The 15,894-nt window shown below is 65.0% G+C and carries 17 protein-coding genes; 3 read left to right on the top strand and 14 right to left on the bottom strand.

Annotated features, from left to right (window positions below; genetic code table 11):
- Positions 1 to 45: 45 nt before the first annotated feature.
- The 5 genes from ruvC to QZ149_RS02450 all read right to left on the bottom strand — a co-directional run bounded on the left by ruvC (position 46) and on the right by QZ149_RS02450 (position 3,559).
- Positions 46 to 675 carry a crossover junction endodeoxyribonuclease RuvC gene (gene ruvC / locus QZ149_RS02470; protein ID WP_291449537.1) on the bottom strand — a complete coding sequence of 210 codons (630 nt, stop codon included), beginning with the start codon at positions 673 to 675 and terminating at the stop codon, positions 46 to 48.
- Positions 675 to 1,268 (bottom strand): pyridoxal 5'-phosphate synthase glutaminase subunit PdxT, encoded by a 594-nt coding sequence (gene pdxT, locus QZ149_RS02465; RefSeq protein ID WP_291449535.1) that lies wholly within the window; start codon positions 1,266 to 1,268, stop codon positions 675 to 677. Before pdxT ends, ruvC begins: the two co-directional genes overlap by 1 nt.
- Complete coding sequence (gene pdxS / locus QZ149_RS02460; protein ID WP_291449533.1) at positions 1,262 to 2,164, bottom strand: pyridoxal 5'-phosphate synthase lyase subunit PdxS; 903 nt, start codon at positions 2,162 to 2,164, stop codon at positions 1,262 to 1,264. The genes pdxT and pdxS overlap by 7 nt, the downstream gene beginning before the upstream one ends.
- A gap of 2 nt (positions 2,165 to 2,166) precedes the next feature.
- Positions 2,167 to 2,928 carry a YebC/PmpR family DNA-binding transcriptional regulator gene (locus QZ149_RS02455; RefSeq protein WP_291449530.1) on the bottom strand — a complete coding sequence of 254 codons (762 nt, stop codon included), beginning with the start codon at positions 2,926 to 2,928 and terminating at the stop codon, positions 2,167 to 2,169.
- Positions 2,929 to 3,076: 148 nt separating this feature from the next.
- On the bottom strand, positions 3,077 to 3,559 hold the full coding sequence (locus QZ149_RS02450) for a phosphoglycerate mutase family protein (RefSeq protein WP_291449528.1): 483 nt from the start codon (positions 3,557 to 3,559) through the stop codon (positions 3,077 to 3,079).
- Positions 3,560 to 3,591: 32 nt separating this feature from the next.
- Here QZ149_RS02450 and QZ149_RS02445 point away from each other — a divergent pair, with 32 nt between their 5' ends.
- Positions 3,592 to 3,843, top strand: a complete 252-nt coding sequence (locus QZ149_RS02445) for a hypothetical protein (RefSeq protein WP_291449525.1) — start codon at positions 3,592 to 3,594, stop codon at positions 3,841 to 3,843.
- Here the strand turns inward: QZ149_RS02445 and QZ149_RS02440 are convergent.
- The 7 genes from QZ149_RS02440 to glgA form a co-directional block, all read right to left on the bottom strand.
- A complete protein-coding gene (locus QZ149_RS02440; RefSeq protein ID WP_291449523.1) occupies positions 3,831 to 4,502 on the bottom strand; it encodes a histidine phosphatase family protein in 672 nt (223 codons plus the stop codon). The genes QZ149_RS02445 and QZ149_RS02440 overlap by 13 nt on opposite strands.
- Positions 4,499 to 7,432, bottom strand: a complete 2,934-nt coding sequence (locus QZ149_RS02435; RefSeq protein WP_291449520.1) for a bifunctional [glutamine synthetase] adenylyltransferase/[glutamine synthetase]-adenylyl-L-tyrosine phosphorylase — start codon at positions 7,430 to 7,432, stop codon at positions 4,499 to 4,501. The genes QZ149_RS02440 and QZ149_RS02435 overlap by 4 nt, the downstream gene beginning before the upstream one ends.
- A complete protein-coding gene (locus tag QZ149_RS02430) occupies positions 7,429 to 8,769 on the bottom strand; it encodes a glutamine synthetase family protein (protein ID WP_291449517.1) in 1,341 nt (446 codons plus the stop codon). The genes QZ149_RS02435 and QZ149_RS02430 overlap by 4 nt, the downstream gene beginning before the upstream one ends.
- A gap of 70 nt (positions 8,770 to 8,839) precedes the next feature.
- Entirely contained in the window at positions 8,840 to 9,799 is a 960-nt protein-coding gene (locus tag QZ149_RS02425) for an SPFH domain-containing protein (RefSeq protein ID WP_291449514.1), read from the bottom strand.
- Between the two features lie 49 nt (positions 9,800 to 9,848).
- Positions 9,849 to 10,325: an NfeD family protein gene (locus QZ149_RS02420; protein WP_291449511.1), complete on the bottom strand. Its 477-nt coding sequence runs from the start codon at positions 10,323 to 10,325 to the stop codon at positions 9,849 to 9,851.
- Between the two features lie 13 nt (positions 10,326 to 10,338).
- Positions 10,339 to 11,127, bottom strand: coding sequence for an ATP-binding cassette domain-containing protein (locus QZ149_RS02415; RefSeq protein WP_291449508.1), 789 nt, complete (start codon positions 11,125 to 11,127; stop codon positions 10,339 to 10,341).
- Positions 11,128 to 11,163: 36 nt separating this feature from the next.
- The gene (gene glgA, locus QZ149_RS02410) at positions 11,164 to 12,387 is read right to left on the bottom strand and encodes a glycogen synthase (protein WP_291449505.1); all 1,224 of its coding nucleotides are present in this window, start codon (positions 12,385 to 12,387) and stop codon (positions 11,164 to 11,166) included.
- A 171-nt stretch (positions 12,388 to 12,558) separates the two neighbouring features.
- On the opposite strand from glgA, the gene QZ149_RS02405 reads away from it, so the two are divergent.
- Together QZ149_RS02405 and serB are read left to right on the top strand one after the other, a co-directional pair.
- Positions 12,559 to 13,794, top strand: a complete 1,236-nt coding sequence (locus QZ149_RS02405) for a glucose-1-phosphate adenylyltransferase (protein ID WP_291449502.1) — start codon at positions 12,559 to 12,561, stop codon at positions 13,792 to 13,794.
- Positions 13,795 to 13,796: 2 nt separating this feature from the next.
- Positions 13,797 to 14,486: a phosphoserine phosphatase SerB gene (gene serB / locus QZ149_RS02400; protein ID WP_291449500.1), complete on the top strand. Its 690-nt coding sequence runs from the start codon at positions 13,797 to 13,799 to the stop codon at positions 14,484 to 14,486.
- Between the two features lie 6 nt (positions 14,487 to 14,492).
- Here serB and QZ149_RS02395 read toward each other — a convergent pair whose 3' ends face one another.
- Complete coding sequence (locus tag QZ149_RS02395) at positions 14,493 to 15,020, bottom strand: NUDIX domain-containing protein (protein WP_291449497.1); 528 nt, start codon at positions 15,018 to 15,020, stop codon at positions 14,493 to 14,495.
- Positions 15,017 to 15,865, bottom strand: coding sequence for a PrsW family intramembrane metalloprotease (locus QZ149_RS02390; protein WP_291449494.1), 849 nt, complete (start codon positions 15,863 to 15,865; stop codon positions 15,017 to 15,019). Before QZ149_RS02390 ends, QZ149_RS02395 begins: the two co-directional genes overlap by 4 nt.
- Positions 15,866 to 15,894 lie beyond the last annotated feature (29 nt).

Here is a 15,894-nt window from a genome sequence, read left to right as displayed (position 1 = left end):
CCTGGCACGAGACCCACCGACCGGTGGGCGAACATATGTACGATTCTAGCCGCGCCTGCGCCGAGGATCGACGGCACCCGTCCGGCGTTGCGCGGCCTGGGCCTCGGCCCACGCCTTCTGTGCGGGGGTCATCGAACCACGCGCTGTGAGACGACCCGAAATAGAGACCGCGACCGAGGAGTCCTCGGGGGCACCGAGCAGACCGGTCCCCCGCCACGCGTGCGTGATCGCGATCGCGAGGGCGTCAGCCGCGTCCGCGGGCTTGGGTGCCTTGGCGAGGCCGAGGATACGCGCGACCATCGTCTGCACTTGCGCTTTATCCGCGTTTCCATTGCCGGACACGGCGGACTTGACCTCCGAGGGCGTATGGACCGCCATCGGCAGGCCCGCGCGACCCACGCACGTCATGGCCGCACCCATGACCTGCATGGTGGCCGTCACCGACTGCAAGTTATCCTGCGCGAAGACGCGCTCGATAGCAACTACCTCGGGCTGGTATCGCTCGATGACGGTGTCGATCGCGTCGGCGATCGTGCGCAGGCGAAAGTGCGTCGCCAAGTCCTTGTCCGTGCGGGCAACGCCGACGTAGACGAGGTTCGCCCGACGCGAGGCGTCCACGTCGACGACGCCCAGACCGCAGCGTGTCAGGCCCGGGTCGATGCCCATAACACGCATTACGCGCGGGCCACCATGTCGACGAAGAGGCCGTGGATACGGTCGTCTCCACCCACCTCGGGGTGGAAGGACGTCGCCATGACATTGCCGCGCCGCACCGCGACGATCGGGCCGTCGGTGACATTCCCAGCGCGCGCAATCACCTCAACGCCCTCTCCCACCGACTCAACCCATGGGGCGCGGATGAAGACGGCGTGGAAGGGACCCCCGTCGAGACCCTCGACGTCCAGGTCCTCTTCGTAGGAGTCGACCTGACGGCCGAAGGCGTTGCGGCGCACGACCATGTCGAGCGCCCCAAAGAAACGCTGATCGTCACGGCCGTCCAGGATCGACGAGGCGAGCATGATCATGCCCGCGCACGTGCCGTACACCGGCATGCCGGAGGCGATGCGGTCATTAAGAGTGCCAAACAGGCCGAAAGACAGGAGGAGATTCGACATGGTGGTCGACTCGCCGCCCGGAATGACCAGCCCATCGACCTGGTCGAGTTCAGAAACCCTACGCACAAGCAGCGCGCGGGCGCCGGAATTTTCCAGCGCCCGCACGTGCTCTGCGACGTCGCCCTGCAGGGCGAGAACGCCGATGGTCACCATCCGCGCTCCGCGAGGCGGTGATCCACGGGCAGGTCGTCGACGTTAATGCCGACCATGGCCTCGCCCAGGCCACGCGAGACCTCGGCGATGACGGACGGGTCGTCGTAGAAGGTCGTGGCCTTGACGATGGCGGCCGCGCGCTTGGCGGGGTCACCGGACTTGAAGATGCCCGAACCGACGAAAACACCCTCGGCACCCAGCTGCATCATCATGGCAGCGTCGGCGGGGGTGGCGATGCCACCGGCCGTGAAGAGCACGACGGGGAGGCGGCCCTCACGGGCGACCTCGGCGACGAGCTCGTAGGGGGCCTGCAGCTCCTTGGCTGCGACGTAGAGTTCGTCCTCGGGCAGGGAGGTCAGGTGGCGGATTTCGTCGCGAATCTTACGCATGTGCGTGGTCGCGTTGGAGACGTCACCTGTGCCAGCCTCACCCTTGGAACGGATCATGGCCGCGCCCTCGTTGATGCGGCGCAGCGCCTCACCGAGGTTGGTCGCACCGCAGACGAAGGGAACCGTGAAGTTCCACTTGTCGATGTGGTGGCTGTAGTCGGCGGGGGTCAGCACCTCGGACTCGTCGATGTAGTCGACTCCCAGGGACTGTAGGACCTGCGCCTCGACGAAGTGACCGATGCGGGCCTTGGCCATGACGGGGATCGACACGGCTTCGATGATGCCTTCGATCAGGTCCGGGTCGGACATACGTGCCACGCCGCCCTGGGCGCGAATGTCGGCGGGGACGCGCTCGAGGGCCATGACGGCCACGGCGCCCGCGTCCTCGGCGATCTTCGCCTGCTCGGGGGTGACGACGTCCATGATGACGCCGCCCTTGAGCATCTGGGCCATGCCACGCTTGACCTGCGGGGTGCCGACCTCGCGCTTCGCGATGCTCTCGCTCATGGTCACTCCTGCTCTTCCAGCTGGGCACGAACCTCGTCTGAGAGGGACATGTTCGTGTAGATGTTCTGCACGTCGTCGGAGTCCTCGAGGACATCGATGAGCTTGTTGACCTTGAGGGCACCCTCGAGATCGAGCTCAACCTCGGTGGAGGCAACGAACTGAACTTCAGCGGAATCGTAGTCGATGCCGGCGTCCTGCAGCGCGCTGCGCACGGCGACAACGTCCTTGGGGTCGGATTCGATGACGAAGAGATCGCCAGCGTCCTCAACCTCTTCGGCACCGGCATCGAGGACGGCCATCATGATGGACTCCTCGTCCACGCCGTCGGCTGCGGGCACCTCGACGACGCCGCGACGCGAGAACAGGTAGGAAACCGAACCGGGGTCGGCCAGGGAACCGCCGTGGCGGGTGAAGCCCAAGCGCACGTCGGAGGCGGCGCGGTTGCGGTTGTCTGTCAGACACTCGACGAGGAACGCAACACCGTTGGGGCCGTAGCCCTCGTACATGATGGTCTCGTAGTTGGCGCCACCAGCCTCGGCACCAGAGCCACGCTTGACGGCGCGGTCGATGTTGTCGGCGGGAACGGAGTTCTTCTTCGCCTTCTGGATGGCGTCGTACAGCGTCGGGTTACCAGCGGGGTCGCCGCCGCCCGTGCGAGCTGCAACCTCGATGTTCTTGATGAGGCGCGCGAAGAGCTTGCCGCGCTTGGCGTCAATGGCGGCCTTCTTGTGCTTAGTGGTCGCCCACTTAGAGTGTCCCGACATCACTTCTCCCTGTTGGGTGGATAGATACCGGCATATTCTATCGCGTTGAGGCGCACCTTCCCTATGTGTGTGGCACTCACGTGGACAAACGTAAACACCGTCACAGGATCGGGGACGAGGCCGTAGCCGCCTCCCCGGGGCACATCACCTATCGGGTGGGCGGGGTGTAGAAGACCCGCACGGCGCACGTTCCGGGCGCGAGATCCTCCCACGCACCCTCGAAGGAGAGGACGAGGGCGGTGGCGGTGGGCACTCCCCTGTCGGCTGCCCCTCGATCCTCTTGGTGGGCGAGGATGTATCCGGCATAGGAGATGACGGGTTCGTGCCCGACGATCAGGCCGGTCTCGCCGGTGAAGGTGCGGGCTAGCTCGATGATCTCTTCCTCGCCGCCGTCGTAGATGGAGCGGTCGTGCCATGAATCGTCAGTATCGACGCGCGCGAGGATCGCTGCGAAGGTTTCGCGGGCGCGCTGTGCGTCGGAGGAGACAGCAACGTCGAAGGCACCGATCTCGCGGGCGAGGGTGACACCGAGGCGCGCGGCTTGGTCGCGTCCGGCCTTGGTGAGTGGGCGGGCGCGGTCGGGGTAATTGTAGGCAGCTTGCGCGTGGCGAACGAGGACGAGGGTTGGCATACTTCCAAGCGTAACCGCATCGGGAGGACACCATGGCTCTGGGAGTCGAAAGCGCGTCGGGTATCTGCTCGGCACGCGAATGCACGAACGCCGCGATCTATCGGATCGACTGGCGTAATCCGTCGATCCACCGCGCCCGCACAAAGACGTGGCTGGCGTGCGAGGAGCATCTGTCCTACCTGGAGGGCTACTTCAAGTACCGCTCGTTCCCCTACGAGGTCTCGCCCTTCGTGGCCCCCACCGCCGGACCGTCAGGCGACAAGAACCAGCCTCAGGCCCACTGATCGAGCGGGCGGTCGTTCCAGGTCAGGGCATGCAGGCCTTTGGCCAGCTCGGAGGCCGAGGCCGGGGCGAAACCGGGAGCCCACTCGAAGGTGGTCGTCCCCGTGTTCGACATGAAGTGCTTTAACACGAGGGACCCGTCAATTTCGGCCGACAGCCAGGTGGCCAGCAGGCGCGTGAGCGCACCGTGGATGACGAAGACGGCGACGGCGTCCTCCCCCGCCTGCTCGCGAGCCGCCAGTCCCACGCGGCGCACGGCCTCCAGGGAACGAGCCAGGGCCTCGCGCCCGCTCTCCCCGCCCGGCATCCGGTTGTCCAAGTCCCCCGCACACCACGACAGGGTCGTGCGCACGTACTCCATCTGCGAGGCGGGGTCTGAGGCCATCTCCAGGTCACCCGAGCGCAGCTCGCGAATCCCCGGACAGACGAGCGGCGTCAGCCCGTAGCGCGCAGCCAGCGGCGCGGCCGTCAGGCGCGTGCGATACAGACCGGACAGGGCGATAACGGTGGGAGGAGGCGCAACCTCGGATTCCCAGCGATCCGCGAGGCGGCGCGCCTGAGCCAGGCCCTCCTCGGTCAGGCCGAGGCCGGGGCGGACCGTGTCGAGGGCCCCCAGTCGGTTGGCGGGGGTCTGTCCGTGCCGTACCAGCACAATCTTCACTGCTGCTCCCAGAAAGCTCGTTCCATCACGTTGCGCGCCTGTCGTGCTGCGCGCAACCAGTCTTCTTCGAGGGCGGTTAGCCCACCGCTCCCGTACCCGAGGATAGCGGCAAGCGCGCTCAGCTCCGCGCTATCACGTGGCACAACGTCGAGCTTCACACCGCTCATGCGCCCGGTCGCCAAGGTGTTACCGGCGCGAATACGCGTGGCCAGGTCCCAGGCATTCAGGAGGATCTCAGCATCGGGTGCGGCCAGCAGCCCCGCGTCGCGCGCGACCGCAATGGCTTGCGTCGTGGAGGGGGTCCGCAGGGCAGGGAGGCGCGCACCGTGGCGCATCTGAATGAGCTGAATCGTCCACTCGACGTCGGAGAGTCCGCCGGGGCCGAGCTTGACGTGCCGGGCGGGCTCGCTGCCGCGCGGCAGACGCTCGTTTTCCATGCGGGCCTTGAGCAGTCGGATGTCACGCACCTCCGACTCACTCACCTCCCGGTAGGCCATGGATTCAAACAGGGCGCGGGCGCGCTCATCGAGGTCGCTCGATCCGATGGGACGGGCGCGCACGGCCGCCTGGCGCTCCCACGTGGAGGCCCAGCGCTGCGCGTACTCCTCGTGCGAGGCGATGGTGCGGCTCATCGGGCCATTCTTCCCCTCGGGGCGCAGGTCGAGGTCGACGACGATACCAAGCTGACTGGTCGCCGAACCGAGAAGCTTCTTGACTCGATTAACGATCGCAGTGGCGCTGGCCGCGGCCTCGGAGTCGGAGGCACCACCCACAGGTTCATGCAAGGCAATGACGTCGGCGTCGGAGGCATAAGAGCACTCGCGCCCGCCGTAGCGCCCCATCGCCACGAAGGTGACGTGGGCGCGCTCGCTCCCCCACCGCTCGGCTTCCTCCCGCCCCGCAATCGCGAGGGCTCCAAGCAGTGCGGCGTCCGTCGCGTCGGCAATGGCGTGCCCGCGCGGGTCAACTCCACCGAGTAGGTCGCTCATTGCGGCGCGCGTCAGCTCGCGGGTGCGCACCGCGCGCACGCGAGCGGCTGCTTCCGTCGCGTCCTCGTGGCGGTCGATGAGAGCGGCGACTTCTCGGGTGAGCCGCTGCGGCTCGCGCGGTGCCAGCTCCGCGTCGTCGTCCAGCCACGCCACGGCCTCGGGCCGCTTGGCCAGCGCGTCGGCGATCCACCGAGAGTTTGGCAGCATCGTCATCAGTCTGCGGGCGGCCATCCCCGAGTCGCGCAAGAGCGCCAGATACCAGTGCGACTCCCCAATGTCCTCGGACAGGACGCGGAAGTTGAGCAGGCCCATGTCAGGGTCAGCGCCGTTTGCCAGCCACGAGATGAATACGGGCAGGAGGTGGCGTTGGATCGCGGCGCGACGGCTCGTGCCCTGGGTGAGGGCCGCGATGTGCGTGAGGGCGCCGACGGGATCTCGATAGCCGATGGCGGCCAGTCGGTCGCGCGCGCCCTCGGCGTGCAAGGAGGCCTCATCCTCACTGAGGGATGCGGTAGCCGCGATGATCGGTCGGTAGAACACGTCCTCGTGCAGGGCGCGCACGTCAGCGCGCACTTCGTCGATGGCCGAGCGGATCGCGTCGGCGTCGGGGTAACGCGCCGGGTCCATGGCCCGCCCGAGGACGCGCAGGTCGCAGTCCTTGTCGGGAATCAGGTGGTTGCGGCGCATGCGCGGCAGCTGCGTGCGGTGCTCGACGGCGCGCAGGAAGCGGTAGCAGGAGGCGAGCTGGTCCGCGTCGGATCGGGCGATATAGCCGCCCTCGCGCAGCGCCTCGATGGCATCCAAGGTGGAGCGCACCCGCAGGAAGGCATCGGTACGTCCGTGAACCAGCTGAAGCAGCTGCACGGTGAACTCGACGTCGCGTAGTCCGCCGCGCCCAAGCTTCAGTTCACGTGAGGCGTGGGAGCGGGAGATGTTGTCTTCGACGCGGCGGCGCATCGCGCGCGCGGCCTCCACGAAACCCTCGCGTGCTGACGCGCTCCACACGTAGGGCTGCGCCGCCTCCTCGAAGGCGCGCCCCAGCTCTGGGTCGCCCGCGCACGCGCGTGCCTTGAGCAGAGCCTGGAACTCCCAGGTCTGCGCCCACTTGTCCCAGTACTGTCGGTAGGACTCAATCGTGCGCACGAGGACGCCGTTGCGCCCCTCGGGCCGCAGGTTCGCGTCCACGGTCCACAGCGGTGCCTGCGTGCCCGGCCCCGAGCACGCCGAGGCCGTGGCTGAGGCCAGGCGGGTTGCTTTCTCCAGGGCGCTTCGTTCGTCCCCGTCTTCCCCCGCCTCGGCCACGTAGATGACATCCACGTCGGAGATGTAGTTGAGTTCGCGCGCGCCCGTCTTGCCCATGGCGATGATCGCGAAGGGGACGGTGCCCTCAGGGTCGACGTCGCGGCGGGCCAGGGCCAGGCCCGCGTCGAGAGTGGCGTCCACCAGGTCCGCGATGCGCGCCCCCAAGCTCGGCATGATGTCCTCGGGGGTACCGCTCGTCAGGTCGTCGGCGGCCAGATGTAGCAGCACGCGCCGGTAGGCGGCGCGCAAGTCGTCGGCGGTGGCTTCCCGCGCGGCCACCCACACACCGCGCCCGACAGTGCGGACTCCCACGGCCTCGTACAAGACCTCCCGAGGATCACCCGGATCCTCATTAATCGCAGCCGCGCGGGCAGGATCAGCGATGACGTAATCACCCAACCACTGGCTCCCACCCAGGATCGCGCACACGCGACGACGAGCGCGCTCATCTCGGCTCAGCGCATCGACGAGGCCGGGGTCCGCCTCGCGCAAACGCACCGCCTGCAGCAGGGCCTGGTCAGGATCGGCCGACGCACTCAGATCCCCCACCCATGACTGCCCCGCAGGCAGTTCCTCCAGGAACGACAGGGCCCGGCGCGCGTCGAGGAAGCCCGCGACCCGCAGATCATCGGGGATCACCGGGGAACAACCTTCAGGAATTGCTCAAGTTCCTGTCGCGTGATCTGCTGGCGGTACTCCGTCCATTCCTTGCGCTTGTTGCGGATGACGTAGTCAAAGACCTGCTCGCCCAGCGTGGAGGCCACAAGCTCCGACTTCTTCATCTCGCGCACCGCGTCCGACAGGGAGGTCGGCAGGGCGTGGATACCCATCACCTGGCGCTCGCGATCCGACAGATCCCACACGTTATCCTCGGCCTCCGGCATGAGTTCCATCTTCTTCTCGATGCCGTCCAGGCCAGCCGCGATCATAACGGCAAAAGCCAAGTAGGGGTTTGCACTCGGGTCGGGAGCGCGGTACTCGATACGCGCCGACGCGCTCTTCTTCGGCTTATAGAGCGGCACGCGCACGAGAGCGGAACGATTCAGGTGGCCCCAACACACATAGGACGGGGCCTCTCCCCCACCCCACAGGCGCTTGTAGGAGTTAACGTGCTGGTTCGTGATCGCCGCTATGTCGCCGGCGTGCGCAAGCAGGCCCGCGATGAAGCGGCGACCCGTCATGGAGAGCCGGTACTGACCCGACGGCGAGAAGAACGCGTTCTCCTCACCCTCGAAGAGCGAGAGATGCGTGTGCATGCCCGACCCCGGGTGCTCAATAAAGGGCTTCGGCATGAAGGTGGCGACCAACTCCTCACGCAGGGCCACCTCCTCGATGACCGTACGAGCTGTCATAATGTTGTCGGCCGCGCGCACCGGGTCCACCGCACGCAGGTCGATCTCGTTCTGGCCGGGACCTCCCTCGTGGTGAGAGAACTCGACGGGGATCCCCATATCCTCCAGCATGCGCACCGCGCGTCGCCGGAAATCATTAGAGTCCCCGCGCGCAACGTGATCGAAATAGCCCGCCTGATCGACGGGCACCATGCGTTCAGGGGTGACGGGCTGACGCAGCAGGTAGAACTCGATCTCGGGGTGCATCATGACGCGGAAGCCCGCGTCGGCGGCGCGCTCGACAACGCGCTCGAGAACGCCGCGCGGATCCGAGGGCGCCGAGCGGCCATCGGGCATGAGGACGTCGCAGAACATGCGCGCGACGGGATCCTCGTTGGAACGCCAGGGCAACAGCTGAAAGGTCGAGGCATCGGGCATGAGCAGCATGTCGGACTCAAACACGCGGGTGAGGCCCTCAACAGCCGAGCCGTCGAAACCGATGCCCTCGGCGAAGGCGTCCTCCAGCTCGCCCGGGTCAATCGAAATCGACTTCAGGACGCCAGCGACGTCCGTAAACCACAGCCTGATGAAACGGATGTTCTTCTGCGCGACCTCGCGCAGCACGTGCTCCTGATGCGAATCCACCGGTGTCCTCCCCTTGAATAGACGACGGGCCGACCGCAGGGACTGCGGTCGGCCCGGCATAGGCTCCAGTCTACTTGCCCAGACCGAAACCCTTCGAGATGGATTCCAGTGCGCCGGTCAGATCGGACGGAACCATCCACAGCTTGGACGCCTGTCCATCCGCGATCTTCGGCAGCATCTCCAGGTACTTGTAGGAGAGCAGCTCAGGGGTGGCCTTGCCCGCGTTGATTGCGGAGAAGACCGTCTGGATCGCCTCGGCCTCACCCTGCGCGCGCAGGATCTGCGCCTGGCGAGCGCCCTCGGCCTGGAGGATCAGCGCTTCCTTCTGACCCCTGGCCTGCAGGATCTGAGCCTCCTGCTGGGCGGAGGCAGCCAGAACAGCGGCCTGCTTGGCACCCTCAGCCTTCTTGATCTGGGCCTCACGCTCAGCCTCAGCCGTCAGAATCGTCGCTCGCTTGGTGCGCTCCGCCGTGATCTGCTGCTCCATGGCAGCCAGGACGCGCGGCGGCGGCTCAATGGACTTGAGCTCCACGCGGGTCACGCGGATACCCCACGGACCTGTGGCCTCGTCGAGGACGCCGCGCAGCTGCTTGTTGATCGACTCGCGCGAGGTCTGGGTCTGCTCCAGATCGAGGGAGCCAATCAGGTTACGCAGGGTCGTCGCAGTCAGCTGTTCGATTGCCTGTAGGAAGTTGGCCACCTCATAGGTAGCACTGCGCGGATCCGTAATCTGAAAGTAGATGACGGAGTCAATCGACACCATCGCCTGGTCGGCGGTAATGACAGGCTGAGGCGGGAAGTTCGCAACCTGCTCGCGCAGGTCGATACGAGCGGCGACGCGATCCACGAAAGGAACGAGGAGGTGGAAACCCCCCTTCATCACGGCCTGGAAACGTCCCAAACGCTCAACGACGTACGCCTGCGACTGCGGAACGATCCGAACTGCACGGACAAGCGACACAACAACAAAGATAACGAAGGCAAGGATCACGATAACCGCGACGTTGCCGATGAGTTCTGCTGACCTCAATGCATCTTTCCTTTCATACTTCTCATACTTCGAAGCCGACAGGTCGAGCCTATCGGTAGACGGGACCCGCAGGCGGCTGGGCAAGAGGCTGCTGCGTCAGGCTGAGAGCACTGACAACGGCGGTCGCACCATCAATACGATCAACGCGCACCTCAGTACCAGCGGGCAGCTCCGGTCCTTCGGTTCGCGCGCTCCATTCACCGCCAGAAAACTGGATGCGTCCATGACGCTCGCCCACTGTCTCGGTGACGTAACCACTCTTGCCGATCAGGCGGTCCGTGTTGCTGGGAACGTAGTTGTTCGACCGTTCGATCCGTCCCTTCAAGAAGGGACGCAACACAACCAGGAGAGCAACAGACACGACAATGAAGACGATCAACTGAACCATCAGATTCGCGCCACATGCTGCCGCAATACCGGCGGCGAGAGCACCAATCGCGAGCATCAGGAACACGAAGCTCACGCTCATGACCTCGATAATGCCGGACACAAGGGCCGCCAAAATCCACAACCACCAGGTACTCATCGCCCTGCCTCTCTTACTCGGTCACACCGCGCGCCCACCAGCGACCATCGGTGCGACCGGCGAGCAACGGCATGCCATAGACCTGCGACAGATTGACACCCGTCAGTATGTCCTCGATGGGACCCTGATGAGTAATCTGCCCCTGCGACATGATCGCGCAGTGCGTCACGCCGTCAGGAATCTCCTCGATCTGGTGGGTCACCAGGACGATCTGCGGAGATTTCGAACCCTTTATGATCTCAGAAAGCGCGGCAATGAGCAACTCACGAGCTCCCAGGTCGAGACCGGAGGTGGGTTCGTCGAGAACGAGCACCTCCGGGTCGGTCATGAGTGCGCGCGCGAGAAGCACGCGCTGCGCTTCACCCTCCGACAGCGTGGAGAATTCGCGCTGGGCGAGGTGGGCGACGCCGAAGATCTCCATGAGCGCGCGCGCACGCTGATCGTCGACCTCCTCGTATTCCTCATCGTGAGCGACAGCAAGACCCCAGGCTGCGCTGCGCACGGTGTCCAACACCGACTGCGTAGGGACGATCTTTGCCGCCACGGCAGCCGAGGCCAGGCCGATGCGCGTCGCCACCTCAGCGGGATCCGCGTTCGCGAGATCCGTATCGGACAGGCTCACCTCGCCCGAATCCGGCGAAATCCGGCCCGAGGCAACGCGAGCGAGGGTCGTCTTGCCCGCACCGTTGGGGCCGACGATGACCCAATGCTGGCGTGGACGCGTCGACCACGACACGTCGGACAGGACCTGTGTGTCTCCTCGTTGAAGCGACACATGAGAGAGATTTAGGACGTAAGTCATGCGTCTAGCCTAGTCGTGTTGAACACCGCGCGCGTCTCAGACGAGCGAACGATACAGATCAGCGGTCTTGACGCCGATAGCTTCCCAGGAGAAGTGCTCGCGCGCGCGCACGAGGCCCGCTTCGCCCATACGGCGACCCAGCTCGGGATCATCCAGGACGCGGACGAGACGGTCAGCCATGTCGCGCTCGAAGGTCTCCGGGTCAAGCGGGGTACCAGTGCCGTCCTGCACCTGTTCGATGGGGACCAGGTAGCCGGTCTCGCCATCGACGATGACGTCGGGGATACCGCCGGTCGCGGTACCGACGACGGGCAGACCGAGCGCCATCGCCTCCAGGTTGACGATGCCGAGGGGCTCGTAAACCGACGGGGTGATGAAGACCTGAGCGGCGGAGAGGATTGCCGCAACCTCGGGCTGCGGGAGCATCTCGGAGATGAGCACGACGCCGGTGCGAGTGGCGCGTAGCTCAGCGACCAAGGCCTCCACCTCAGCAGCGATCTCAGGGGTGTCAGGAGCACCGGCGCATAGTACGAGCTGGACGTCATCGGGCAGCAAGCGGGCGGCACGTAGGAAGTAGGGCAGGCCCTTCTGGCGGGTGATGCGGCCGACGAAGACGACGGTGCGGCGGGTCGGGTCGATACCGTGCTCGGCCAGCACGCGAGCGCGCAGCTCGTCACCGGCCTCACCCTCGGGCGCATGCCACTTGTTCAGGTCAATACCATTGTGGATCACGTGCACGCGCTCGGGATCAACAGACGGGTAGCAGCGCAGAATATCGTCGCGCATGCCGTTGGAGACGGCGACAATAGCGCTGGCAGCCTCGTAAGCGGTCTTCTCCACGTAGGAGGAGAGGCGGTAGCCACCGCCGAGCTGCTCGGCCTTCCAGGGGCGCAGAGGCTCAAGGGAATGGGCGGAGATGACGTGTGGGATGTCGCTGAGGAGCGAGGCGACGTGGCCCGCGAAGTTGGCGTACCACGTGTGGGAGTGCACCAGGTCCGAACCCTCACACGCGGCGGCAATCTCAAGGTCAACGCCGAGGGTTCGCAGCGCTGCGTTAGCACCCTCCAGCTGGGGCAGGTCCGAATGGCCGGTCACCCCCGGATCGGCTCCGTCGGTTCCGGGTTCACGAGGGCCATCGAAGGCCTGCACTCGCAGGTCATCGACAAGGCCGCGCAGCACCTTGGCCAACTCGAGAACATGGACACCGGCTCCGCCGTAGACGTGGGGCGGATATTCGCGGGTGAGCAGATCAACGCGCATGATGTGGTCCTTCCGACAGTGGCGACGCGTGTAACACATAGTATCCGAAATCACGGGGATCGAAATCGAAACGAGACGGTGTAGCAATCGATGCACATCTGTAATACAGTGTGACCACACCCACGGACCTGCGTCGATGCGGGTCTCACACGACCAACGAAGAGGTGCCGTATGGCAAAGAACCACGTTCTAGCGATTGTTCTTGCGGGCGGTGAGGGTAAGCGTCTGATGCCGCTGACAGCGGACCGCGCAAAGCCTGCCGTTCCGTTTGGAGGTCATTTCCGTCTGATCGATTTCGCGCTGTCGAATATCGTGAATTCCGGATACCTCAAGATCGTTGTGCTGACTCAGTACAAGTCGCACTCTCTTGACCGCCACGTCACGAAGACCTGGTACACCTCTCCCCTGCTCGGCAACTTCATTGCCCCCGTTCCGGCTCAGCAGCGTCGCGGGCCGCACTGGTACCTGGGCAGCGCGGACGCTATCTACCAGTCGCTGAACATCGTGGATGATGAGCAGCCCGAATACATCGTCATCATCGGCGCGGACAACATCTACCGTATGGACTTCTCGCAGATGGTCCAGCACCACATCGATTCGGGTCTGCCGGCGACGGTCGCAGGCATTCGCCAGCCGATCGAGCTCGCTCCCGCACTGGGCGTTATCGACGGTGAGGGTGGTGTCGTCAAGAACTTCTTGGAGAAGCCCCAGCACGCCGAAGGCCTGCCGGACGACCCCACGAAGGTCCTCGCCTCGATGGGCAACTACGTCTTCACCACCAAGGACCTGGTCCACGCGCTGCGTGAAGATGCTAAGGACCCCGATTCGAAGCACGACATGGGTGGCAACATCATTCCGTGGTTCGTCTCGCGCGGTGAGTGCGGCGTCTATGACTTCCAGGACAACGATGTGCCGGGTTCGACCGACCGCGACCGCGATTACTGGCGCGACGTTGGTACGCTGGACGCCTACTACGAGGCGAACATGGACCTGATCTCGGTGCACCCGGTGTTCAACCTGTACAACCGCGAGTGGCCGACGATGACGATGATCGACGGCTCGCTGCCTCCCGCGAAGTTCGTGTACGGCGACCAGGATCGACTGGGCCATGCAATCGACTCGTTTGTCTCCCCAGGTGTCATCGTCTCCGGTGGCGAGATCGTGCGCTCGATTGTCTCCCCGCACACCTACGTCCATTCGTGGGCTCAGGTTGAGGACTCGGTCGTCATGCACGGCACGCGTATCGGTCGCCACTCGAAGGTCGTCAAGACGATTCTGGACAAGAATGTCGTCGTCGAGGAAGGTGCCGAAGTCGGCGTGGATCTCGCCCGCGACATCGAACGCGGCTACACGGTCACCGAGTCCGGTATTACGGTCGTTCCCAAGGGGACGGTCGTCACCAAGTGAGCATGACTCACCATCTCGATGAGCCGGGTGCCCCACTGCTGTTCGCCAGCGGGGCACCCGGCCTCGTTGTTACTGACGTTGATTCGACGCTAATCACCCAAGAGGTCATCGAAGAGCTGGCCGAGGTCGCGGGCACACGGGAGCGGGTCGCTGAGATTACGTCTCGAGCGATGAATGGCGAACTCGATTTCGCTGAGTCGCTGCGTGAGCGAGTTGCGACACTGCGCGGTGTTCCCGATTCTGTGTTCGGTGATGTCCTCGCGACCATCACGACAACGAAGGGTGCGCGCGCACTTATCGACGCCGTGCACGCCGCTGGTGGGCATTTCGGCGTCGTCTCGGGCGGGTTTGAAGAGGTGGTCGCTCCCCTCGCGGCCTCCCTCGGCATCGACTTCTACGCCGCGAACCGGCTGGAGGTCGAGGACGGCGTTCTCACGGGCCGCGTGCTGGGGCGTATCGTGACCTCCCAGGTCAAGGTCGAATGCCTACGTGAGTGGGCCTCGTCCCTGGGTGTGTCCATGGCGCGCACGGTCGCAATCGGAGACGGGGCGAACGACATCCCCATGATGGACGAGGCCGGGGTCGGGATCGCTTTTTGCGCGAAGCCCGCGGTACGTGAGCGGGTGTCGGTCCAGCTCAACGTACCTGACCTGTCGCTCGCGATCACTCCGCTGGGACTCTCCCGCGCCTAGACTGCCTTAGGGTTCGCGGGTGTCGGTCAGCTCAATGAGCTGGCCATCCCAGCCGTCTTTCCAGACGTGCGCAAACTCGAGGATCTGCGCGGGGTAGATTTCTCCGTCGATGGTTGCCGCGGCCTCGTCGATATCCCACCAGCGTTGCGTGTCAATGACGGAACGTTCCAGCTCGGTCCATCCATCCCGACTGAGAGTGGTTGAAGGGGCGTGCGCGATGAAGAACCACTCGTCTTGGCGAGCGGTAACGGCCAGGAAATCGAACTCGGCGGTCCGGTAGAGAACGGGACCGACCAGATCGGATGTTTCCAAGCGAATTCCGGTCTCTTCGAACACCTCGCGCACGGCGGCTGCGCGGGGGTCTTCCCCCTCCTCAATGCCACCACCGATCGTGAACCACCAGGCACGCTCGGGCTGCTCCTCGTCGTGCCCCATGGCCAGCAAGACACGTCCGTGGTCGTCAAAAAGGAGGACGCGGGCGGCCTCCCGATGGGGGTAGCCGTCCGCGTCCACAGGCCAGTCGAGTGCGCTCATGCCTCCAGCGTAGCGCGACGACGACGCACTCCCCAGACGAGGAGGGTGATCGCCACTGCTGTCACCGGCAACTCGATCGCGCCGTAGGTGAGGTTCCACGAGTCCTCGGGCGCAAGGAAGCCCACTCCGTTCGCCTGCGCGTGCAGGAGCGCGGCACCTACGAAACCGCCACACACTGCAACAATCCCGACGAACGCGTTTCTCGCGCGCAGGAGCGCCCAAGCCAGGAAGTAGGCGAAGACTCCCGTGTAGATCGCATGCCCAAAGCCACCCAGCACCCCACGGATCAGAAAGGCTTGCCCCAGTCCGCCCATGCCGTCTTCAAGCGCGCTCACGTAGTAGCCAATGTCTTCGCCCCACGCGAAGCCGAGACCGACGAGTCCACCCAGAACAGCCCCCTGAGCGGGGTGCTGCAGAGTCCTGCGAGCTGCAAGGATCAACATGAGTGCACCGATACCCTTCGCGGTTTCCTCAATGAGTGGTCCGCTCACGACTGACGTCATGACATCCGTGGTCTCCCCGCCTAGCGACGTCGCTTGAACGGCAGCGTCAGTCACGCCGTTGCCAATGCCGGCAATGATGAGCGCACCTCCAGTCCCCCACATGAATGCCGCAATCCACGACAGAACCGATGGAGCGAATCGCACTAGCCACACGAAGAAGACGAGGCCGACGAACGCGCTCACGCACGAGGCACTCACAGCTAGCGCCGCCGTAGAGGTGGTGACACCATAAATCGCACCGATCACTTCGTGGGCCATCGTCGGGATCCCGACGATGATCAGGATGACCGAGCACACGGTGAGAGCCCGAGACGAGGCACGGACATGTTGAGCATTAGTCACGTATGTTTCCTTTCTGTCGGCGCAATCAT

Source organism: Actinomyces sp. ICM47, assembly GCF_905369875.1.
Lineage (GTDB): Bacteria > Actinomycetota > Actinomycetes > Actinomycetales > Actinomycetaceae > Pauljensenia.
This window is presented reverse-complemented; position numbering and strand designations above follow the sequence as displayed.

Coding starts and splice junctions, on each gene's coding strand:
- ruvC (WP_291449537.1), bottom strand. CDS start 675: ATGCGTGTTATGGGCATCGACCCGGGCCTGACACGCTGCGGTCTGGGC.
- pdxT (WP_291449535.1), bottom strand. CDS start 1,268: ATGGTGACCATCGGCGTTCTCGCCCTGCAGGGCGACGTCGCAGAGCAC.
- pdxS (WP_291449533.1), bottom strand. CDS start 2,164: ATGAGCGAGAGCATCGCGAAGCGCGAGGTCGGCACCCCGCAGGTCAAG.
- QZ149_RS02455 (WP_291449530.1), bottom strand. CDS start 2,928: ATGTCGGGACACTCTAAGTGGGCGACCACTAAGCACAAGAAGGCCGCC.
- QZ149_RS02450 (WP_291449528.1), bottom strand. CDS start 3,559: ATGCCAACCCTCGTCCTCGTTCGCCACGCGCAAGCTGCCTACAATTAC.
- QZ149_RS02445 (WP_291449525.1), top strand. CDS start 3,592: ATGGCTCTGGGAGTCGAAAGCGCGTCGGGTATCTGCTCGGCACGCGAA.
- QZ149_RS02420 (WP_291449511.1), bottom strand. CDS start 10,325: ATGAGTACCTGGTGGTTGTGGATTTTGGCGGCCCTTGTGTCCGGCATT.
- QZ149_RS02415 (WP_291449508.1), bottom strand. CDS start 11,127: ATGACTTACGTCCTAAATCTCTCTCATGTGTCGCTTCAACGAGGAGAC.
- glgA (WP_291449505.1), bottom strand. CDS start 12,387: ATGCGCGTTGATCTGCTCACCCGCGAATATCCGCCCCACGTCTACGGC.
- QZ149_RS02405 (WP_291449502.1), top strand. CDS start 12,559: ATGGCAAAGAACCACGTTCTAGCGATTGTTCTTGCGGGCGGTGAGGGT.
- serB (WP_291449500.1), top strand. CDS start 13,797: ATGACTCACCATCTCGATGAGCCGGGTGCCCCACTGCTGTTCGCCAGC.
- QZ149_RS02395 (WP_291449497.1), bottom strand. CDS start 15,020: ATGAGCGCACTCGACTGGCCTGTGGACGCGGACGGCTACCCCCATCGG.